This window comes from Virgibacillus sp. NKC19-16 (assembly GCF_021560035.1).
Lineage (GTDB): Bacteria > Bacillota > Bacilli > Bacillales > Amphibacillaceae > Virgibacillus_L > Virgibacillus_L salidurans.
Genome location: NZ_CP074373.1, coordinates 2,950,525 through 2,972,016 on the forward strand (window position 1 = coordinate 2,950,525; position 21,492 = coordinate 2,972,016).

18 protein-coding genes and 1 other annotated feature are annotated in these 21,492 nt (G+C 40.3%); of the genes, 7 read left to right on the forward strand and 11 right to left on the reverse strand.

Annotated elements, in window-relative coordinates; genetic code table 11:
* Positions 1-504 precede the first annotated feature (504 nt).
* From KFZ58_RS14995 to KFZ58_RS15015, 5 genes are all read right to left on the reverse strand, one after another.
* The gene (locus KFZ58_RS14995; protein WP_235794758.1) at positions 505-1,710 is read right to left on the reverse strand and encodes an NAD(P)/FAD-dependent oxidoreductase; all 1,206 of its coding nucleotides are present in this window, start codon (positions 1,708-1,710) and stop codon (positions 505-507) included.
* A gap of 13 nt (positions 1,711-1,723) precedes the next feature.
* On the reverse strand, positions 1,724-2,074 hold the full coding sequence (locus KFZ58_RS15000) for a Rieske (2Fe-2S) protein (protein ID WP_235792100.1): 351 nt from the start codon (positions 2,072-2,074) through the stop codon (positions 1,724-1,726).
* Between the two features lie 64 nt (positions 2,075-2,138).
* Positions 2,139-3,602: a betaine-aldehyde dehydrogenase gene (gene betB / locus KFZ58_RS15005; protein WP_235792101.1), complete on the reverse strand. Its 1,464-nt coding sequence runs from the start codon at positions 3,600-3,602 to the stop codon at positions 2,139-2,141.
* Between the two features lie 28 nt (positions 3,603-3,630).
* Positions 3,631-3,987: a Rieske (2Fe-2S) protein gene (locus KFZ58_RS15010; protein WP_235792102.1), complete on the reverse strand. Its 357-nt coding sequence runs from the start codon at positions 3,985-3,987 to the stop codon at positions 3,631-3,633.
* On the reverse strand, positions 3,987-5,069 hold the full coding sequence (locus tag KFZ58_RS15015) for an amidohydrolase family protein (protein WP_235792103.1): 1,083 nt from the start codon (positions 5,067-5,069) through the stop codon (positions 3,987-3,989). Before KFZ58_RS15015 ends, KFZ58_RS15010 begins: the two co-directional genes overlap by 1 nt.
* A gap of 530 nt (positions 5,070-5,599) precedes the next feature.
* Here KFZ58_RS15015 and KFZ58_RS15020 point away from each other — a divergent pair.
* On the forward strand, positions 5,600-6,499 hold the full coding sequence (locus tag KFZ58_RS15020; RefSeq protein ID WP_235792104.1) for a glycine betaine ABC transporter substrate-binding protein: 900 nt from the start codon (positions 5,600-5,602) through the stop codon (positions 6,497-6,499).
* Between the two features lie 226 nt (positions 6,500-6,725).
* Here the strand turns inward: KFZ58_RS15020 and KFZ58_RS15025 are convergent, their stop codons facing one another.
* A complete protein-coding gene (locus tag KFZ58_RS15025) occupies positions 6,726-7,913 on the reverse strand; it encodes a M14 family zinc carboxypeptidase (protein ID WP_235792105.1) in 1,188 nt (395 codons plus the stop codon).
* 555 nt (positions 7,914-8,468) lie between these two features.
* On the opposite strand from KFZ58_RS15025, the gene KFZ58_RS15030 reads away from it, so the two are divergent.
* From KFZ58_RS15030 to KFZ58_RS15055, 6 genes are all read left to right on the forward strand, one after another.
* Positions 8,469-9,479 (forward strand): asparaginase, encoded by a 1,011-nt coding sequence (locus tag KFZ58_RS15030; RefSeq protein WP_235792106.1) that lies wholly within the window; start codon positions 8,469-8,471, stop codon positions 9,477-9,479.
* 15 nt (positions 9,480-9,494) lie between these two features.
* A complete protein-coding gene (gene nhaC, locus KFZ58_RS15035; RefSeq protein WP_235792107.1) occupies positions 9,495-10,925 on the forward strand; it encodes a Na+/H+ antiporter NhaC in 1,431 nt (476 codons plus the stop codon).
* Between the two features lie 93 nt (positions 10,926-11,018).
* Positions 11,019-11,321 (forward strand): 2-amino-4-oxopentanoate thiolase subunit OrtA, encoded by a 303-nt coding sequence (ortA, locus tag KFZ58_RS15040; RefSeq protein ID WP_235792108.1) that lies wholly within the window; start codon positions 11,019-11,021, stop codon positions 11,319-11,321.
* A gap of 25 nt (positions 11,322-11,346) precedes the next feature.
* Positions 11,347-12,786: a 2-amino-4-oxopentanoate thiolase subunit OrtB gene (gene ortB, locus KFZ58_RS15045; protein ID WP_235792109.1), complete on the forward strand. Its 1,440-nt coding sequence runs from the start codon at positions 11,347-11,349 to the stop codon at positions 12,784-12,786.
* The gene (locus KFZ58_RS15050) at positions 12,779-14,134 is read left to right on the forward strand and encodes an aminotransferase class III-fold pyridoxal phosphate-dependent enzyme (protein WP_235792110.1); all 1,356 of its coding nucleotides are present in this window, start codon (positions 12,779-12,781) and stop codon (positions 14,132-14,134) included. The genes ortB and KFZ58_RS15050 overlap by 8 nt, the downstream gene beginning before the upstream one ends.
* A 154-nt stretch (positions 14,135-14,288) precedes the next feature.
* A complete protein-coding gene (locus tag KFZ58_RS15055) occupies positions 14,289-14,564 on the forward strand; it encodes an aminotransferase class V-fold PLP-dependent enzyme (protein ID WP_255695124.1) in 276 nt (91 codons plus the stop codon).
* A gap of 289 nt (positions 14,565-14,853) precedes the next feature.
* On the opposite strand, the gene KFZ58_RS15060 is transcribed toward KFZ58_RS15055, so the two are convergent.
* The 5 genes from KFZ58_RS15060 to KFZ58_RS15085 all read right to left on the reverse strand — a co-directional run bounded on the left by KFZ58_RS15060 (position 14,854) and on the right by KFZ58_RS15085 (position 21,079).
* Positions 14,854-15,696, reverse strand: a complete 843-nt coding sequence (locus tag KFZ58_RS15060; RefSeq protein ID WP_235792111.1) for an SAM hydrolase/SAM-dependent halogenase family protein — start codon at positions 15,694-15,696, stop codon at positions 14,854-14,856.
* Positions 15,697-15,883: 187 nt separating this feature from the next.
* Positions 15,884-16,153: a binding site (T-box leader), on the reverse strand.
* A 210-nt stretch (positions 16,154-16,363) separates the two neighbouring features.
* Positions 16,364-16,588, reverse strand: a complete 225-nt coding sequence (locus KFZ58_RS15065) for an SDR family NAD(P)-dependent oxidoreductase (RefSeq protein ID WP_235792112.1) — start codon at positions 16,586-16,588, stop codon at positions 16,364-16,366.
* Positions 16,589-16,768: 180 nt separating this feature from the next.
* Positions 16,769-17,962, reverse strand: a complete 1,194-nt coding sequence (locus tag KFZ58_RS15070; protein WP_235792113.1) for an iron-containing alcohol dehydrogenase — start codon at positions 17,960-17,962, stop codon at positions 16,769-16,771.
* Between the two features lie 93 nt (positions 17,963-18,055).
* Positions 18,056-19,948: a TRAP transporter large permease gene (locus KFZ58_RS15075; protein WP_370642303.1), complete on the reverse strand. Its 1,893-nt coding sequence runs from the start codon at positions 19,946-19,948 to the stop codon at positions 18,056-18,058.
* A gap of 78 nt (positions 19,949-20,026) precedes the next feature.
* A complete protein-coding gene (locus KFZ58_RS15085) occupies positions 20,027-21,079 on the reverse strand; it encodes a TRAP transporter substrate-binding protein (protein WP_235792114.1) in 1,053 nt (350 codons plus the stop codon).
* Between the last annotated feature and the right edge of the window lie 413 nt (positions 21,080-21,492).

The window sequence follows — 21,492 nt, forward strand, 5'->3', positions numbered from 1 at the left end:
TATATATCGGTAGGTCCATGGAATGTTTTAACGTTTTCAATGAAATTTTTACGTTTTTTATTGAAATGGCATTTTTAAACCATATAATCATTAACGACTGACTCTTTGCCTGTATCAGGAAGAAAGCGTCATACCATTCGACAAAAACCGCCAAAATGCGGGGCGTGACAGGCACTCAATCTATTTGTTCCGCGCAGAGGCGTCCTCGTCCCGCTGTCGTAATGATTTGTTCCGCGATCAGTGCATCTCATCCCGCGTTCGCTGGTATTTGTTCCGCGCGCAGGCCGATTAGTCCCGCGTTCAGAACGTTTTATTCAGCGCGCCTACTATATTTGCATGTTACTCGGCCAAACTACACTATGAATACAAAAAAGCGTCATGCACTAAAGCTACACATGACACTTTTCTTCCCGGAAATAGATTGTAAAACTAAAACATATTCTTATTTTCAAGAAATCACTCTTTACGCAGTCCCAACAGACAAGTCATTTATACCTGCAATTACTAAACCTTTTTCAAAGCTACACCCTCATCTGCCAAAGCCTCCACATCTATCACTTTCTGCTGCTGGATCATCCGTCTTACGGGCAAGGCGTTTTTCGGTTGGTTGGAAAGGAACGCGGCCTTGACGATATCCTGAGCACCTAGATAGAAAATCGTGAATGCATCCGATTCTATTGATCCCCGTAAAACAGTTTTAGACCATCTTTTTGCATGCCCGAAATATTGGAACCGGGTACTGTATTGATCCGACCAAAAGTACGGGGTGTACGTATAAGGTGTGGATTGCGGATGTATTATGTTCCGCGAGACTGTCTTGGCATGGTTTACGGCATGATCCCAATGTTCAATATGAATGGGCGCCCCTTGGTATGGCCATGACGTACAATCCCCTACCGCATAAATATCAGAGAGGGATGTCTCGCCATATTCATTAACAACATAGCCCCCTTCTGCCTCTAATTGCGGATGGGCTACCTTCGTATTCGGCGTCACTCCTACGCCTATCATGACAGCCTGGCACGGAATCGATCGGCCTCCTGATGTTACTACTTCTTCAACTTTCATCTCCCCGTTAAACTGAGTGACAGAATCCTCTGTAATCACTTCAACGCCGTTACGTCGATGCAAATCCAGAAAATGCTCTGATACTTGTCGCCCCACGATATTTTCCATCGGGTAAGCGGACCTTTCCACAATCGTAACGTCGATTCCCATCTCGCTCATAGAGGAGGCAAGTTCGGCACCGATAAATCCAGCACCAATAATAACGGCCTGCTTCACATATTGCATATGGTATTTAATGGCTAGTGCATCATCCATCTTTCGTAAATAAAAAATTCCTTTCAAATCATCTCCCGGTATGGACAATGTTCGTAAGTTTGTTCCAGTCGCAAGGATGAGTTTTTCCCATTCATAGGAAGGGCCATTTTCCGTATCGAGGATTTTACGGTCGGGATCGATTCCTGTCACTTCAACACCTAGCTTCAAGTCGATATCTAATTTTTCATAAATGGCAGGATTGCGCAATAATATACGTGCATCATCGACCTCACCCTTCATCCACTCCTTTGACAGAGGCGGACGATCATAGGGAATCTGTCTGTCGCGGTCCATCAGCACAATCCGCCCCTGATAACCTTCTTTTCGCAAGCTCTCAGCGGCATTTACACCTGCAATTCCAGCTCCGATAATAATCGTTGTATTCACGCGCGCCAACCCATCACCCCCTTTCATAGTTGACCCATACGGATCCGTCGTACTCGATAGCTTCATAAACACGCAGCGGTTTATCTGCCGGACCTTCCAGCACGGAACCGTCACGGATATCAAAACAGGCAAAGTGCAACGGACACGTCAGACAAGTTCCGTCCAACTCACCATCGACCAGCTCGGAATAGGCATGTGTACATATCCCTTCAACAGCATAAACCTTCCCTTCTCCCCGGCCGACCACAATCGTCTCTTCACCTGTTTCACATTCAATCAAATCATCTTCTTCAAGCTCTGAACTTGAGCACACATAAATATAAGCGTCGTCCAAAACGGGACTTTCACCCTCTGAATGTTGCATTGCTATCCTCCCTGAGTTTCATTCTTTATTTCACTTACGCTGATTGCCAACGATGGCATATACATTAAAACCAGTTAACTGGCTCAGGCTTCAAATTTTGGAAAATATGCTTGGTTTCCTGATATTCTTCCAGCCCCGTTTTGCCGAGTTCACGGCCGATTCCGGACTGTTTATAGCCGCCCCATGGTGCATGCGGGAAGTACAGGTTCACATCGTTGATCCAGACCGTTCCCATTCGCATTTTCCGTACGCAGCGCTCGGCTTTGGCAATGTCATTTGTAAAAACACCGCCGGATAGCCCGTAAATAGAATCGTTAGCAAGACGGACGGCCTCTTCTTCGGCCCTGAATTTTTCCACCGTAATCACTGGGCCGAAGCCTTCATCCTGCACAACACGCATCTCCGTCGTGCAATTGGTCAATACAGTCGGTAGGTAGAAAAATCCATTTTGCAGCTGGGGATCGTCAGGACGACCGCCGCCGACTGCGACCGTTGCGCCTTCCTGCTTGCCGGCTTCCACATAATTACTCACCTTATTTAACTGTTCCTCTGAAATGAGCGGCCCCATTTGAGTTGATTTATCAAAACCACTGCCGAGCTTGATATTCTTTACACGGTCGACAAGAGCCGCGACAAAATCATCGTGAATGCTTTCTTCAATAATCAAACGGGTGCCTGCTGAACAGATTTGTCCGGCATGGAAAAATACCGCGTTCATCGCCTGATCAACAGCTGTTTCAAATGCCGCATCGGCAAAAACAATATTCGGATTTTTCCCGCCAAGTTCCAGTGCCAGGTTTTTCACATTGGAACTGGCTGCCTGCATAATCTTCTTGCCGGTTTCAATCCCGCCTGTAAATGAAATCAAATCGACATTCTCATTAGCTGAAAGTTCCGCGCCAACGCTAGCGCCAGATCCAAGCACCAGGTTGACAACACCTGGTGGAACGCCGGCTTCTTCCATTAATTCGAAAACTTTCACCGACGTAAGCGGCGTAATTTCACTTGGCTTCATGACAAGTGTGTTCCCCGCCGCCAGTGCTGGAGCCAATTTCCATGAGGCCTGCAGCAATGGGTAGTTCCATGGCGTTATCTGGCCGCAGACGCCGACAGGTTCATGGACCAGCCTGCTGGTTGAATTTGGAATAGGGGAATCAATTATTTCGCCGCCGTCCTTGTCAGCCATTTCGGCAAAATAACGAAAAACGTCTGCGATATCATCCATATCCCCGCGACTTTCCTCTACTGTTTTACCGGTGTCGAGTGATTCAAGCTCAGCCAATTCCGCGTGGTCACGCTCGATCAAATCGGCAATCAGGTGAACAACCTTACCTCGCTGTGCAGCAGGGATCCAAGCCCACTCCTTATTATCAAAAGCTTCCCGAGCAGCCGCAATCGCAAATTTCGTATCCTCCTCATCGCCTTCCGCTACCGTTGCGATGACTTCTTGATTGAAAGGATTTATAATTTCTCTTGTCTCTTTGGAACTGGCTTCCATCCATTCACCGTTAATAAACATCTTTTTCATACGTTCACCTCATGCATCCTTCAGCTACTTATTTATATACAACCACCTGGTCATCCTCAATCGTGACTTGGAAACTGCGTAATTTTTTGTCAGGTTCTGCTAGCATAGCACCATCATTTTTTATGTCATATTCGAGCGCATGCCACGGGCAACGGAGGATTTCGCCGTCTTTAATATATTCATAGTTGCCATGAATATCTGTACGTTTTGTATCACCACATAAGACACCTTCTGAAAGCGGTGCGCCCTGGTGCAGACATCGATTGGCAAATGCGTAAAATTCACCGTCTTTTGTGCGACAAACAACAACTGGAATCTTTCCTAATGTAGCACTTCTCATCTTACCGGGATGAATATCTTCTTTATGACACACAACTTCTCTCATTATTTCGCACCCCCTGTTGGTCGCGGCAATTTAGGATAGGCAGCTCGCGCATTCTCGGAATAAATTTTTTCCTCCAGCGCCGCGTCTAATTTAGGAAGCGCCTGGAGTGGTGAATCATAATCCCAATGTGGATAATCTGTTGCAAAACAAATCATATCCTCCGACCCCATTTGATCCACAAACTGCATAAATTCTCTCTGGCTTAATTCTTCAACGGGTTGGGTTGTAAAACGGACATGATCCTGAATGATGCGGCTCGGCATCCGTTTTACCCAAGGAATTTCGTGACGAAGTTCCTTATACTGCTGATCCATCTTTTTCATTAGATGCGGGACATGCGTAAATCCACCCTCAATCATGATCAGGTGCAAGCCAGGGAATTTATCAAATACACCGTTAAACACCATATTGGAGACTTCAATCATATGCGCCGTTGGCAACATGGTATGCCACTCAATAAAATAACGCGGCCAGCCCCCGAAATGAGTAGGTGGCTCATTATGGTGCATACCAATTGATAAATTATGACGCTCTGCTGCTTCATAAATCGGATGATAGTACGGATCCCCCCATGACCGGGTATCAATCGGCAACAATATTTGCACCATTTTAGGATGGGGGCCGACCCGTTCTATCTCACGAACCGCTTGTTGTGGATCCTGCGCCGCAATATGAACAGAACCGTATAAACGGCTATCCTTTTCCAGCCAATTTTCAATTTGCCAATCGTTATAGGCACTCGCTAAGGCAGCCCCCATTTCATACCAGCCGTGCATGGACGACGGAGAGGGATCTAAGGCACCGCTTAAAATACCGTATTCATGCCCTTCCGCATCGAGTAGTTGTTCTTGCATAAACCTTAGATCCGTTCCTGCAGCTCCCCCGTCCGGTGTTACAGCATCTGCGCGATCGACACCAGCCACAGTTGGCTGCGTATACGGCATATGTTTTTCCTGCACCCAGTGATTATCTTCTATATATCGTCTCCATGGATTATCCAAGTAAGGGAGAAGATCCGAATAAGTCACCCGTTCATGGATGTCTGTGTCGATGATACGACGTTGTTTCTGCCTCTTCGGCATAAAATCACTCCTATTTTTTCCTTAAGAATCATTAAACCTGAATTGGTATATCCATGCGCATGAATTAATTACAGTTTACAAAAGCCCCTGATTACTGGCAAAGCCGATTTGATGAACTGAGTGACTTCAGTGAAGCTCAGTGAACGTCAGTGAGCTTCAGTGAGCAAATAACTCCAAAATTGCATGGAAAATTAATTTCCCAATGAACTCGAACATCTAAAATCAACAATATAAGACTGTCCATCACCGTCATTTCCGCCACCGATAGGCTTACCGTGTAGATTATGTTGAAAAATCGAAAAACAAACACAATATATAATTAAGTCAGATTGGTTAGTATTTCTTTCACTGAAGCGCACTGAGCTTCACTGAGCAAGCATGATGCACGAAATCGACTGAGAACGCCTGAAATCGACTTTGTATTTTCTTTTTTTCTGATTTATCCTACTTGTTGTCGACAAATTGTGGTACAAAATGTAATCGAAAAAATTTTATGAAAAAACCATTTACAGAAAGGATGATATAACACCATGATTTCATTATCAAAGAAATGGGGTATCCTCATAAGTATTAGTATTGTATTACTATTGGTGGGATGCCAAGAAGAAACCAGTGGTAACGCTGCAGAAGAGGAAAGTAATGATGCAGCTGAAATTGAGGAAATTGTCGGAATAGAGCCAGGATCAGGAACGATGAATATCGCCAATGAGACAGTTGAGGAATACGACTTAAGTGCGGAACTGACTCCAAGTTCGGAAGCAGCCATGCTAACGGAATTGGAAACTGCGATCGAAAATCAAGAACCGATTGTCGTCACGCTTTGGCAACCACACTGGGCGTTTAGAGAATATGACTTGAAATTTTTAGAGGATCCAAAAGAAACACTAGGTGCATCCGAAAATATACATACGATGGTCAGAGAAGGTCTTGAGGATGAACATACTTCTGCCTATCAATTATTGGATAACTTTTACTGGGAAATAGAAGACATGAATGAGGTTATGACAAACTTTAGAAGTGATGATGTTGAGCCACGTGAAGCAGCTGCGCAATGGATCGAAAACAATCGGGATGAAGTTGACTCTTGGATTGAAGATATTGAGCCAGTCGAAGATGAGGAAATCGAGCTGGCCTACGTTAATTGGGATACAGAAACCGCATCAACGAATGTCGTTGCGCTTGTTCTTGAAGAATTGGGCTACGATGTGAAGTTAACGATGGTTGATATGGGCGTCGCATTTCAAGCCCTTTCCAGTGGCGATGTTGATGGTATGTTAATTGCCTGGCTCCCTGTAGGTGCAGCTTCCTATTATGAAGAGTATCAAGACGAAATCGTCGACTTGGGTCCGAATTTGGAGGGCGCACAACAAGGCTTTGTTGTACCAGAATATATGGATATTGACAGTATTGAAGATTTACCGACTAATTAAGGTGTTATAAAGACTACCCACACTATTTCAGCTGGGTAGTCTTTTTTTGCGTGCAGCCGTTCCACTTCAGAGCACCTCATCCCGCGTTCGCTGATATTTGTTCCGCGCACAGGCATCCTCGTCCAGCGCTTGTAATGATGTGTTCCGCGATCAAAGCACTTCATCCCGTGTTCGCTGATATTTGTTCCGCGCACAGGCCGATTAGTCCCGCGTTCAGAACGTAATGCTATTCAGTTAACGGAATATCATCATAAGCGTCTGGATCTAAGTCATAGACCTCTTCTGTTGCGACACTATTTAATATGCCATATAAGCCTGTTTCTACCGCTTTTGTTAGTTGTCCCATTTTCTTTTGGCCAAAGTCTTGGGTTTGTCCTGTAACTTCAAATAATACAGTACCGCTCCCATTCAAAGCAAAAGAACCAAGTGCAGTCCCTGGAAGATCTAAACCTTGTTGGTATAGGGAGATGTTGCCAAACGGTGAATTCCCCATTTTCTGCAAGGCGTTGTATGCAGCAACATTTAACTGTTTAGAAAAATCCTCCTTATATTGGTCTGCATATTCGCTGTATTTTTCCCCTTCCTCTGTGTTAGGATCAGGTACAAACAAACCGGAAAGTGATAATGTGACTGGATCGCCCGTTCCTTCCATGACATATTCACCTTGATGATGTAAGTCTACGAAAACATCTACCGTACCAAATTCTGCTTGCAAATCTTTATATACATCCCGTACAGTTTGCGACTCAGGTGTCATAAACCAACCTGGCTCGTCTGATGCTCCAGGAAAGTCTTCAGCTTGTGGCGTATAGTCAAGGTCTGGATTAAAATCACGATTGACATCAAATCCAGGGGTAGACGCATAATCCCAATACTCGTTTGTATACGTATAGTAATTCCATGATGGTGCTGCAGCTTCTAATTGTGGGAACTGATTGACAACTTCATCCCATGTCATATCGTTACCTCTGCGATTTAATTCTGTTGCATCTGGATTGATCATCGGCATCGCAACAATTGTTAATTCTTCCCTAAGCTGTCGCATGTCAGGAGAGTTATTCGATCCTAGTTGTTGCAGCATGTTTACCAACGCTTTCGTTCCCGTCTTTTCATTTCCATGAATTTCGCTTTCAATTAGAACAACCTTATCACCTGATCCAACCGTAGCTGTATAGATTTCGCGATTTTGATTGGAATAGCCTGCGACTTCGACATTAACCTTTCCATTACTAGTTCTTTCCAATTGATTAAGTTCTCTGGTGAGTTCCTCATGACTGATAAACCCGGATACAGGCGGCTTTTGATGTACAGATGAATCAGTTGCATTTGCTGGTGAAGCATGCACTGGTGCCAATAAACCAGCACTTAGTAACACTGCACTGCATGCCAATGCAAACTTACTTTTTCTTTGCATACATAAATCCCTCCATTTAATTATTTACTTCCTCTATCTATTCGTTGTGCATATTTTATTTACCTTCCTTAAAAGGAAAGATGAATCTATGGGATCAGTTCAATGTATTCAATCAATACGTTCACGGTTGCCGATACTAGTAAGTGTTTCCTATAAATGACCATGTGAACAAATATAGACACCTACATCCCCATATAGAGGCTTCCCTCTAAAAAACAAATCCTTTCCATAATAAAATAACCTGAGCCTAGTTATAAGGCTAGGTTAAGTATACTACTCCAATCTTTAATCGGATTATTATATAAGTAAGTCACTGTGAATGTAAGTACGTTTTACTAACATAAGAAAGGAAAATTTCACATAAGTTTTACTGATAAACCAAATATTATGAAAGAAGAATGCATCTTAATAGAAAGTGAGTATTTATATTTTTATATCCTTCTACGTGCTATGAGCTAAATAAGAACTTGTAATAATTTTATAATTTAGATATATTAATATTAATAAATAGTAAAAAAGATTCAAATCTACTTGCTGGAGGGGAGGTTCAAAAGAATGAACTCAATTGCAAACGTTTACCGTAGTGGTGTGATTGAAAACTCGCATCTCGGTCACATTGCTGTTGTAGACGAAAAAGGAAGATTACTATATTCATATGGTGATCCATATAGGCTCACGTATGCCCGTTCTTGCATGAAGCCTGTACAAGCCGTTCCTCTTATAGAATCAGGAGCTGCGGATGATTTTAGATTTGATCAAGCAGATATCTCGCTTGCTTGCTCTTCACATAACAGTGAAGAACACCATTTAGCAAGGGTATTATCAATGCTAGAAAAAACGGGTCAAAATGAAAGCGTATTACAATGTGGATTCCATCATTCTCTTAACCAAGATGTACAAGAAACGTTAATAAAAAAAGAAATCACACCAACCAGTGTCTATAGTGCATGTTCTGGAAAACATGCTGGCATGATCGCTACAGCAGTCCAAATGGATGCGGATTTAGATACCTACTTGGATCCTGCAAACCCATTACAGAAACGTATTCTTCATACAATAGAGGAAATGACTGATTATCCGGCAGAAAAAATGCACATTGGTATTGACGGATGCGGCGCTCCTGTACATCGCTTACCCCTCTATAACTTAGCTTTGAGTTATGCTCGGTTAGCAAATCCTGACGTAGTTGCTGACCCGAAACGCCAAACGACGCTTGAAAGAATTGCAGATGCCATGGTTGACTTTCCAGAAATGGTCGGTGGAAAAGATCGCTATTGCACGGATATTATGCGTGCCTTTGAAGGAAGAATTGTTGGAAAGCTTGGAGCTGATGCAGTGTATTGTGTTGGTGATCGGAAAACCGGGCTTGGCATTGCAGTTAAAATTGAAGATGGTAACTTAAGCCTCCTATATCCTGTTGTTAATGAAATTCTTCGTCAACTAAATATAGGTGAAGAAAAAGAGCTTCATCAATTGAAGCAATATACCAATCCTGATGTATTGAACACAAATGATCATATTGTAGGAAAAATTAAAGCGGAGTTTCAATTAGCTGCATTATCTTAAAGGGAGGTAATTAAATTGAAGGAAGATAAGAATAAGCGCATTAAAAAACCATCTTTTATAGAAGTCATTATATTACTTGTTTTGTTTTTAGCTATTGCTTTTTCATTTACTGCTGTTTTTGATTTATCCATTCAACTCGCTTTGTTTATTGCATTATTTTTAGTCATTATTCTAGGCCTCAAAGTAGGCTATAAATATGATGAGTTGCAAGAAGCTATTAAAGGCGGGATATCAAGCGGCCTTGATGCAGTTTTAATTCTTATAACTGTAGGTGCGCTCATCGGTACTTGGATTGCTGGTGGAATTGTCCCGTCCATCATCTATTACGGATTGGAATTTATTCACCCTAGTATATTTTTATTAGCCACTGTAATCCTCTGCGCCGTTACGTCTTTAGCAACTGGAACTTCCTGGGGGACAGCAGGAACAGCTGGTGTTGCGATGGTTGGTGTCGGCGGTGCTTTAGGTATTCCTTTACCTTTGGTTGTAGGGGCTGTATTATCTGGGGCTTATTTTGGAGACAAACTTTCTCCATTATCCGATAGCACTGTACTAGCTTCTTCGATGTCTAAAGTAGATGTTATTGAACATGTCAAATCTTTACTTTATGTAAGTGTCCCTGCGCTTGTCATTAGTGGATTAGCTTTCACAATCGTTGGATTTACCTATGCTACCGATACTGTAGATTTAGATAGGGTTGAATCTACCATGGCAGCTATAAGTAGCACGTTTAATATTAGTTGGTATATGTTAATTCCAGCTGTAGTAGTTATTGTCTTATTAGCTATGAAAAAACCTGCTATACCAACAATTGCCTTCGGAGCATTATTAGGCGTAATTTGGGCCGGGGTGTTTCAAGGGACAGAGTGGGTCTCTGCATTAAGTACTGTTTATGAAGGATTTACTATTCAATCTGGTAATGAATTTATGGATGAGTTGTTAAATCGTGGTGGAATTACAAGTATGCTTGGTTCGATCGTTGTCATTATTCTGGGGCTTGCTTTTGGAGGGTTACTCAATTACATTGGTGCATTACAAGTATTAGTGGATTCCTTTAAAAGCCTTATTACAAATGTAGGAAGACTTTCTGTAGCAACAGTTGGTACTGGACTTTTATCCAACATTTTTGGTTGCTCTATGTATGTTTCCTTAATTATGACTCCGAAAGTTATGGAAAAAAACTATGATGATTTAAATGTGGATCGTAGAGTACTTTCTCGAAATACAGAGGTTGGAGGAACTTTAACTTCAGGTATGGTTCCATGGACGGATAATGGGATTTTCATGGCGGCTATGTTTGGCGTACCGACGCTTCAATACTTACCGTACATGTGGATGAACTTTGCAGCGATTATCTTAGTAATTATTTATGGATATACCAAAAAATTCATTTGGTATCAAGAAGAAGCAAATGATGGTTCCGAAATCATGACTAAATCACAATGAAATAGTGAAGTTAAGTGGCGGGGCTAATATGTTTGTTATTGTACTTAGGCTCCCCCCTGCTGAAGGCTCATAACATTAGGAAGGTGTATATGAATGAAAAAAATAAAAAGAGGTACTTGGGTCGAAGTGGAAAATACAATATTGTATCCTGAAGATAGATCAAACCAATTACCTTTGGAAACCAAAAAAATTCCATATGAAATGAAAGTAAGAGGCTTTCTGGCTAATGATGCTTACTTAAATGAGATCGTTACTATTAAAACGTTAAGCAGACGATTCATAAAAGGGAAGTTAATGCAATCACAACCAGAATATAATCATACCTTTGGGCCTCCTGTTATAGAATTACTTCATATTGGTGAAGAAGAAGAAAACATACTAAATAACCGCCAGTAAATAAAGAAGAGAGGTATGTTACACGATGTTTGATCAAACGTATCAACAAACAATGCAACGAAGAAATGAAATTATCGAAAACTCACTAAAAGTTAATTATGAACAATTTCAGACAAGTCCAATTGCCTTTGATTATGAGAAAATGATGACGGTGTTAGGGTATAGCATTGAAGAGGTAATGGATATTCAAAAAGAATTTCATGTCGGAAATACACCTTTATGGGAATTAAATCAATTAACGGAACTAGTCCGAAAGATTGCTCCTAAAGGTAAGGGTGCAAAAATTGTAATGAAAGATGAGGCTGCTAATCCTTCCGGCAGTTTTAAAGACCGACGGGCTTCACTGGCGGTTTATGAAGCTAAAAAAAGAGGATTTACTGGTGTAGTTGCTGCGACCAGTGGTAATTATGGGGCCGCTGTCGCCAGTCAGGCAGCAAAACAAGGATTAAAATGTATTGTTTTGCAAGAAACCTTTGACAGTAATGGGGTAGGGCAACCGGAAATAATCGAGAAAGCAAGAAAATGCGAGAGCCTTGGAGCAGAGGTAGTACAATTGTCAGTAGGTCCTGAACTTTTCTATACCGCATTAGCTACTTTAGATGAAACGAAATACTTCAATGCTTCACTTTATTCTCCCTATGCAATTGCTGGCGTGGAAACACTCGGATATGAAATCGGTTTAGAAGTACAACAACAATTTGGCAAAGAACCTGCAGCCGTCTGTGTCACTCATGCTGGTGGAGGAAACATTACAGGTACGGCTAGAGGCTTGAGGAAATTCGGAAACAAACAGACTAAAATAATCGGTGTTTCCGTGGATTTAAAAGGATTACATATGGCTTCAGATCAGGATTTTAATCGTAAGTCATTTACAACGGGACACACTGGATTTAGCATGCCTTTTACTACAAATCCTGATCGTTCAGATGTTCCTTACAATGCAGCCCGACCATTACGATATCTTGATCAATTTATAACAGTGACCCAGGGGGAAGTATTTTATACCACAGAATTATTGGCAAAATTAGAAGGCTTAGAAAGAGGGCCTGCTGGAAATACATCCTTGGCTGCTGCATTAGTTTTGGCACAACAATTGGATGAAGATGAAATTGTAGTGGTTCAAGAGTCTGAATATACTGGCGCTGGTAAACATCCAGTTGCGCAACTTAACTTTGCAAAAGAACAAGGAATAAGTGTTTATAAGGGAAATCCTGAAGAAAATAAACCTGGATCAACAATTGTAATCCCAGAGCATATCCAACAAATAAAAATAGAAGAGATAGATTTAGACCGAATCAGAGAATCATACTTACGTAACAAATTGGAAAATGAAGATGTTAAGAAACTGAATATGGGCGACAAGAATTTTTTAGCAAAAGAAGTAAACAGAGGTCTAGATTATATTGAATCTTATATCAACCAACACTCATCTCACCTTAAAAAGGAGACGAATCCTAGTGAATAATTTAGTGAATAAAATGGATGAAAACATGAAATGGCTGAAGAGAGAAAATGAAGTCCTTGGTTCTGGAATGAGGCTCCCTTTTTTCCCTCTCGTTATTAAAGAGGCCAAAGGAGAATTCATCTATGACTATGATGGTAACAAGTGGATTGACTTTCTATCCAGTGCTTGTGTAACCAACACTGGACACGCCCACCCAGTTATTATTGATCGTATGAAAGAGCAAATGGATCAGTTAGTACACTATAATCCAGCGTATGCTAGTCACGAAAATTTAATCGCTTTATCAGAAGAACTTATTCGTATTACTCCTGGCAACTTTTCAAAAAAGGTGACGTATGGTTTATCAGGAAGTGATGCGAATGACACGGCGATTAAGCTAGCTCGAAGTTATACTAGGAAATCTAAAATATTGGCATTTTCACGTTCATATCATGGAAATACCTATGGGGCTTTGAGTGCTTCTGCGGTTAGTTTGCCTATGAGACAAAATATGGGCCCTTTATTACCGGATATCTATCATATTCCTTTCCCAGATATATACCGACCACAATTCAAGACTGATAATGAGAGTGAGCGATGCATTGCAGCTATTAAACATATACTCGAAACTGTTTGCCCTCCAGAAGAAATAGCAGCTATTATAATCGAGCCTATACAAGGTGACTCTGGAGTAATTGTGCCTCAACAAGCTTTTATAGATGAGTTGAAGCAGTTATGTAATGAACACGGTATTCTCATTATAGCAGACGAGGTCCAAACAGGATTTGGCCGAACGGGAAAGTGGTTTGCTAGTGAACACTTTCAGTTAGAACCTGATTTAACAGTCATGGGTAAGGCAATTGCTTCAGGCATGCCCTTAAGTGCAGTGGTTGGTAGAAGCGAAATAATGACTTCTTGGCAACCACCTGCAGGAGCGTTTTCTCTAGCTGCAAATCCAATAAGTTGTGTCGCATCAAGGGCTACGATTGAAGTTATTGAAACCGAAAATTTAACGAAACGTGCTCAGGAATTAGGATCCTATATCAAGAACCGCTTCAGATATTTTCAAGAACGTTTTGGCGTAATTGGCGATATTAGAGGAGAAGGATTGATGCTTGGTATTGATCTTGTGGGAAGTCAAGTGAGTAAAGAACCGAATCATTCATATGCCGCAAAGATATGTTGGAGTTGTTGGGAAAAAGGATTGTTTTTAACCTTTTTTTCCGGTTCTGTATTACGTATAGCCCCTCCCCTTACGATTAAAGAGGAATATTTAGAACAGGCATTACAAATCCTGGAAGAGTCATTTGAAGATGTTACTGCAGGTCGTGTACCGGATAGTGTCCTTGATGAAATTAAGGGGTGGTGATAATGACCGTAGTAAAGTTCAAAAATTACAGAGGGTAACCATTGTTTTTAACGTTTCATTATAATTTTTATAAAGGGAGTTGAATGTATGTTATCAATTGAAGAAGTCCGTCAGCAATTTCCAGCGTTAAACCTTATATCAAGCGCCAGATCATATTCCCAAAACGCCAACGATTGCCTTTACCATTAAGGGAGTCAATCCTTCCCGATTATGTAAATGGCTAGCAGTAAATCATGCCATCTTTATTGCAAGCGGGGATTTTTATGCACCAACGCTTGCTAATAAACTAGGAATTAATGAAATTGGCGGATGGATTCGTGCTGGTTTTGCCCCTTATAATACAGCAGAGGAAACAGATCGTTTCATTAGTGCAATTCAATATTATTTGAAATTACATCGCATTGCACAAGGCGAAAAAGTTAAGCAGTAAGTAGGGGAATAAACTGCTGCCATCATTTGTGCTTTAATAAGTCTAAAGTTTTCCTGTTGTCTGATTTGCTTTTAAGGAATCATATTAAATTGCTATTACAAATTCATCCGATTCGAACATAATGATGTTTAATTGTTAAAGTCCCTTGAGGTGCCTGCACAACCAAGGGACTTTTTATTAGATGATATTTTTAAGCAAAAGAAAAGCTTATTTTTATTCACTAAAGTCTAGTAGTGTCCAAGGAATCGTTTAAAACTTATACACATTAAATCATTACTAAATCAACCAATCACGCCACCTTCCGAATAACAATCCGCCAATTAGCGCCAGTTTCGATATGATATGCTTTTGCAAAGGAACCTTGGTTAATAGCTACACCCAAATTATCTAATGAATTAACATATAATAATGGCTCACCAAGATGGCTATCAGCGAAGGAATGCCCATATGTCATAATATTTTTATATACTTGCTGACGATTATTTGCAATGGTAACTTCAAAAGAATCGCCATATTCTATAATAGCTTCATTAAATAACGCTCTGCTTATATTTGTCCATAAATTACCAAAGCGAACATCCAGTATATCGATATTGCCATAAATAACACCATCTTCAATAAAAGCCTCAGGTTTGGTTAATGCAATAACATCTCCCGCATCGATGGAAGGCCCGACTTGTTCAAAGGTGATTACATCTGAAGCCAATCTTGCTCCTGTATATGCATAAACATCGCGGCCATGGAACGTATATGATTCGCCCGACCTCGGCAATCGGTTCATTTTCTCATCAATTACCCTTGCTTCCTTAATTCCAATCACTTCTTTAATATGGGTAAGTGTCCCGTTATCGGGTGTTACAATATATTGATTATCAACCGTCCTGGCAACAACGCTTCGTCTTGAAGTTCCAACCCCAGGATCAACCACCGAAATAAATACAGTTTCTTCTGGCCAATAGGCTATTGTCTGATTTAGCCGGTAGGATGCCTCCCAGATATTATATTGCGGGATGTCATGTGTAAGGTCGAATATACGAAGCGTTGGCTCCACAGAAATGGCCACCCCATACATTGCACTAACTGCACCGTCACTAGTCCCAAAATCTGTTTGAATTACTAAATTCCTACTCATGTAAACCCTCCTAATTTTTATGTAGCTTATCTTTCGTTGATAAGCCTGGTTTTATGAATCATTAGAAAACTTGGTTGTCACCAAGCCTTTAGGTGACAACCTTAGTTGCACTTATGCAGTAAGAAAGTAGTTATACTTTCTTAACTGCCTAAAAAACGAAAAAACCACGCCATATCGAAATAATATCGATAAGGACGTGGTTGGATTAACGTGGTACCACCTTATTTCACCATATATTCGCATATATGGTCTCATCAAGTACGAAAGCTTTAAACTTTTATACTGTGGTATGGATAACGAGCACCAAATCTCGTCGGAACCTACTAATATCAATTGATACTTTCAGCACGAAGCTCAGAGGCCATTGTTCAGATTCATATCTTCGCTTCTTTTCAGCTGCCGAAGCTCTCTGTGAAAAAAATATGTGAATCTTACTTTTCCTCGTCAACGCTTTTAATAAATAACGAATGATTCAAATAAATGTTATCTATGATGGTTAGTATACGTAATAATAGTCTAAAAGGCAAGTACTTATTAACTCGATTTACGATTTTTTTGGCATCCTCTAGGGAAGTTAATCGTCAGCCAATTCAGTCATAATCTACAAATAATTCTCTCCTGGTTACAGAAGAGGATCATCTTAAGAAAGTAGGGTTTATTTTATTCACTAGACCCTACTTATTAACCGATTCATTCTCACTAGAAGAAAGAAAGTTGATTCTTGAGAAACGATATTTCCTAGTCCTCCACCCATATTAATGATTTCACCAGTAACGAAAGAAGATAATTCGGAACCTAAGAAAAGACAAGGAACTTCTTTTTTAGCAAGCGCATCTATAAACTGATCACGCTCATCCCCTGGCGCCATCAATTCATCCCAAAATGGCGTCATGATAGGGCCGGGGGCAATCGCGTTAAGAGGGTTGCTCTAAAAACCTTGATGCATGCTTCCCTGACAGTTAAGACCCTTGTTGGGGAACCGCACTTTCTAATAATATTCATGATGCAAATCAGATAAAACAATGAATTTTATCTAATAAGAGGATATTCAAGAGTGAGAAAATTTTATCTACTAATTTATAATATTTTCGTGTTTAACACTGTGTAACTTTTCCACAAGTGCTAATAGAACTTCTTCTACATCCTTTTTTGTAGGAATAATTCGATTGGTTGTAATACCGTTTCCACTTAAAGCATCGTCCACAATCGTAGACAAATTGACTTTCAAATCTTCTATGTCAATATACTTCAAACCATCTTGCCATATGCCAAATTGCCTATTATATTCCTCTACTAAAACTATTGACTTTTCCGCTAATTCATTGACATCTTTGCTAGAGTCTTCCCCTAGTGCCACAGCAATTGTGGCATATCGTTCCGGTACTGCAGAAACGCCAAAACGCATGACAAACGGTAACAATAATGCAACACTTAACCCATGAGGAATATAAAATCGCGCACCTAATGGCCTACCTGCTGCATGTGCCAGATTAGTAGATGCGTTCGAAAAAGCTGTCCCAGCATAGCAGCTAGCTAAAAGCATCTCCTCCCTTGACTTTACATTGCTTCCTTCTTCATATGCGATGTGAAGATTCTTTCCTACTAAATTAATCGCATTAAGTGCATAATCATCCGTTATCCGACTTGCATTTGTTGATACATATGCTTCAATCGCATGGGTTAGCGCATCCATTCCCGTGTACGCGGTAAAATGCCTTGGTAGACTCGTCGTCAAAAGTGGATCCAATATCGCCACATCCGGGGCTAAATCAGGATGACCTGGATTCATTTTCACTTCTGTTTCACTATTTTTTACAACCATCACTTTTGTCGCCTCCGAACCAGTCCCTGCTGTCGTTGGTAAAGCCATTAAAGGCAGCCGATCCAAGCGAGTTTGTGATGCGATTGCTTCCCATTTCATGTAAGGGTTCTTTGCAAAAAGGGCTACTGCCTTTCCAATATCAATTGCACTTCCTCCGCCAAGCGATAATACTCCATCCGCATTTGAATCATGCAGCTTTTTCAATGCACCATTTAAATGATCTGTAGTTGGTTCCCCATGGTAGTCTGAAAAGAATGTGACCCGCACATGTTCCTCATCCAAAATTTGCTTTATTTTCACATCATAATTTAGGGGATCTGTCGTTAGAAATGCATCGATAATAACAAACAGATGAGAAATCCCTTGCCTCGTCGCTATCTTTCCTATACTTTCCAAACTTTTTTCCCCTACCTCTAACTGTCTTGGTAAAAATACCGAACTCATTTTAGCTCCTCCTTCGTGTTTTTTAAAATTGAAATAAATATTTTTCTTCTAATACCTTAATCATTCAAAAAAGCATCATTTGGTAGATTGATGTCATTCCGTAAAATCCGTCAGCCATAAGCTGATTTCTGGAACAAATGTAACAATCCCAAGCATTACCAACATCGTCCCAAGTAATATGTTGTTCCCTTTAATAACTTCTTCAATTTTAAGTTTCGCCGTACTCGCAGCAACAAAGAGATTAACACCAACTGGCGGCGTGATGAACCCAATTGCTAAGTTGAAGACCATAATGATACCGAAGTGAACTGGATCAATTCCTAAAGCCGTTGCCATCGGTAATAAGATCGGTGTAACAATAACAATTGCAGCCAATGCCTCGATTACCAGACCAACCAATAACAAGAATAAATTCAACAGTAATAAAATAACAATCTTATTTTCGCTAATACCAAGAACAAAATTTGCGACCGTTTCTGCCACCTGTTCCAACGTTATCAATCGTCCAAAGATACTTGCCATTACAATTATTAAAATAATAATGGACGATGTTACACCTGCTTTAGCTAATTGCCGATAAAATGACTTCAAGTTAAGATCTTTATAGACAAACACACCAATTATCAAGCCATATGCTACAGCTACTGCAGCAGCTTCTGTTGGCGTCATTAAACCGCCATAAATCCCACCTAAAATAATTATTGGTACAAGAAATGCAAGCTTCGCATCCCATGCAGCCTTAAGTGTCATTTTTAAATCAAATGATGATTTACCTCCTTTCCATCCATTCTTTTTAGCAATAAAATAAGTAACACCCATTAATCCAATACCAGTCATTATTCCTGGAATAATTCCTGCAATAAATAGATCTGAAATAGACTCTTGTGACATAACGCCGTAAATTACAAGCGGATTGCTCGGAGGAATTATAACCCCAATTGAACCAGCTGTTGCAACAATTGCTGTTGAAAACCCAGGGTGGTAGCCTTGTTTGATCATCGCTGGAATTAATATAGTTCCAACAGCCGCAACAGTTGCCGGTCCTGAACCACTAATCGCTGCAAAGAACATACTTGTTACAATAGCCACTAACGCCAATCCACCAGGTAAGAAACCGATTAACTCATCCGAGAATTTTAATAATCGTTGGATAATGATCCCACCGCCCATGATGACACCAGCAGCGATAAATAATGGTACTGCCATTATTGGAAAACTATCAATGCTTGTAAAAGCCGTTTGCGGAAAAAAGTCCACTGGAATCGCATCGGTTGCAATCACGGTCGCGATCGTACTCACACCTAAGGAAAAGGCAATCGGCATTCCGATAAAAATAAACAAGATGAAATAGCCAAACAATAAGAGAGAAATTTGCAAGTCGCCCAGGAAAGCAACAGGCAACACCATAATAACTGATAATACTAATCCTAAAATACCTTCTTGCATCGTCAATTCTTTTGTATCTTTAAGAAACTTTTGAATTAAACGTATTGCAATAAGCACAAATCCAATGGGAACCGCACTATATGGAATGGCCATTGGAATGGCCATTGCCGGCGTTGTCTGGGACGTTTCAAGCTGAAAGCTGATCAGTTCGAATCCATAACGTATCATGATATAGCTGAAATACAGCATAAAAACAGTATTTGCTATTTCAATCGCATGTTGCCACCTCGTCGGTAACTTATCAAACAGCACATTGACACGAATTGATTCTCCCTGTCGAATTGCTAAACTTGCACCAAGAAATGAAACAAGAATAAATAAGTAACGTGACATTTCTTCCGTCCAAGTAGTGATATTTGCCACTTCAATAAAGGGTAATAGATATCGGTTGATGACTTGGAAATTAATCAATAATATAAATAATGCAAAGCCAACAACAATGAATACTTCCTCAAATCGTCGATCCAAAAAATTGAAGAAATTATGCTTCCTCTGCGGTTTTTCTGTTTTTGGCCCTTCCACCTCTGTAGCCTGCTCCATACATCTACCTCCTAATTAAAAGCTTGCTGTCGGTGTAGTATTACTTGGTGCAAATACCTAACATTTCCCATCCTAGAATCATTCTGAAAATATACCTTCTTTTGTCTTGCCTAATGTTTCAAGGATGATATCGACATATTCCGGTTCAGCATATCCTTCACGAACATAGGTATCCCAAACTACTTCACTTGCTTGTTTCCACTCCATCATTTCTTCTTCCGTAGGCTCATATACTTCCACTCCAAAATCAATAAACTGCTGTTTTGCTTCTGCCTCACGTTCATTAGCAACTTGCCGCTGCCATTCCATCGCTTCTTGACCGGATTCCATAATAATGTTTTGCTCTTCTTCAGTTAAGTCATCAAATATCTCCTTATTCATAACAACAATGTCCGAGCTATAGTTATAATTAACCTCTGTGGCATGGGAAAGTACCTCTTGGTGTTTCGAATCCCATAACAAAGAATAGCTATTTCCTTCTCCATCAACCGTTCCTTGCTGCAATGACGTAAACACCTCAGACCAGGAAATAGGCGTAGGGTGAGCACCAAATGCTTCAAAATCAGCTTGCTCAATACGAGAATTTGTTGTGCGTACTTTCATCCCTTCCAAATCGGATGGGACTTCCACAGCATGTTGATTATTAACAATCTGCCTGAATCCGTAATCTGGGAAGAAGATAACCTTAAAACCAGATTTCTCCATTTCCTGACGAATAATATCCCCAGGTTCTCCGTCAATTGCTTTGTACACCTCTTCCTTATTCTCAAAAATGTAAGGTAAATCCCAAGCAGTAAAATAATTAGTAAAACTCGTCATATTAGGAGTCGATGAACCAGCAAAGGAGATACTCCCGCGCTGTGCACTTTCAATCACTTCACGATCATCACCAATAAGCCCATCATGATAAGTTTCAATAATTATTTTTCCATTTGATTTTTCTTCAACAAGTTCAGCAAATTTATCACTCCCTAGTGATACCGGATGGCTCGCAGCTTTTGATTGGGCTAATCGAAGCGTTATAACATCTGTATCTGTAGCCCCCGCAAACTGTGATAACCGAACGTCAGATAATATTATCAGAGAGACTAAAAGTGAAAACACTAAAATCGGAATTACTTTTCTTTTCATAAATTGCCTCCTCTATTCGGATCAACACTAACAATTTCAATTTTTATTATTAATACGCAAATAATGTAGGCATTATATTGCTAACCTTTAAAAACATATTTTTGGTAACGCTTACAACATGTTTTTTTATAGACACCCTCCCTCATTTTCCTTTTAAGGAAACTACTAATCTGAATATGAAGCAGGCATTCTTATTAATCATTCCATCACCATAGCCTTTTCATCATGTAGACCCTACCAGTTAGTATGTAATATTATTTAAACATATTCTCTTAATAAATCAATAATTTTCTAAAAATGTTAAAATCGTAATTTTTTATAAGGTATATAACTTTTTATAATAAAACAACGTATTAGAACTGCCTGAGAACGTTTAAAGGTGTGATAGTTTTACATATAGAAGACAGATTTCT

What these genes read in the sequence shown, in the direction of transcription:
- KFZ58_RS15000 (WP_235792100.1), bottom strand. Translation starts at nt 2,074, where the DNA reads ATGCAACATTCAGAGGGTGAAAGTCCCGTTTTGGACGACGCTTATATT.
- betB (WP_235792101.1), bottom strand. Translation starts at nt 3,602, where the DNA reads ATGAAAAAGATGTTTATTAACGGTGAATGGATGGAAGCCAGTTCCAAA.
- KFZ58_RS15010 (WP_235792102.1), bottom strand. Translation starts at nt 3,987, where the DNA reads ATGAGAGAAGTTGTGTGTCATAAAGAAGATATTCATCCCGGTAAGATG.
- KFZ58_RS15015 (WP_235792103.1), bottom strand. Translation starts at nt 5,069, where the DNA reads ATGCCGAAGAGGCAGAAACAACGTCGTATCATCGACACAGACATCCAT.
- KFZ58_RS15020 (WP_235792104.1), top strand. Translation starts at nt 5,600, where the DNA reads ATGATTTCATTATCAAAGAAATGGGGTATCCTCATAAGTATTAGTATT.
- KFZ58_RS15025 (WP_235792105.1), bottom strand. Translation starts at nt 7,913, where the DNA reads ATGCAAAGAAAAAGTAAGTTTGCATTGGCATGCAGTGCAGTGTTACTA.
- KFZ58_RS15030 (WP_235792106.1), top strand. Translation starts at nt 8,469, where the DNA reads ATGAACTCAATTGCAAACGTTTACCGTAGTGGTGTGATTGAAAACTCG.
- ortA (WP_235792108.1), top strand. Translation starts at nt 11,019, where the DNA reads ATGAAAAAAATAAAAAGAGGTACTTGGGTCGAAGTGGAAAATACAATA.
- ortB (WP_235792109.1), top strand. Translation starts at nt 11,347, where the DNA reads ATGTTTGATCAAACGTATCAACAAACAATGCAACGAAGAAATGAAATT.
- KFZ58_RS15060 (WP_235792111.1), bottom strand. Translation starts at nt 15,696, where the DNA reads ATGAGTAGGAATTTAGTAATTCAAACAGATTTTGGGACTAGTGACGGT.
- KFZ58_RS15065 (WP_235792112.1), bottom strand. Translation starts at nt 16,588, where the DNA reads ATGACGCCATTTTGGGATGAATTGATGGCGCCAGGGGATGAGCGTGAT.
- KFZ58_RS15070 (WP_235792113.1), bottom strand. Translation starts at nt 17,962, where the DNA reads ATGAGTTCGGTATTTTTACCAAGACAGTTAGAGGTAGGGGAAAAAAGT.
- KFZ58_RS15075 (WP_370642303.1), bottom strand. Translation starts at nt 19,948, where the DNA reads ATGGAGCAGGCTACAGAGGTGGAAGGGCCAAAAACAGAAAAACCGCAG.
- KFZ58_RS15085 (WP_235792114.1), bottom strand. Translation starts at nt 21,079, where the DNA reads ATGAAAAGAAAAGTAATTCCGATTTTAGTGTTTTCACTTTTAGTCTCT.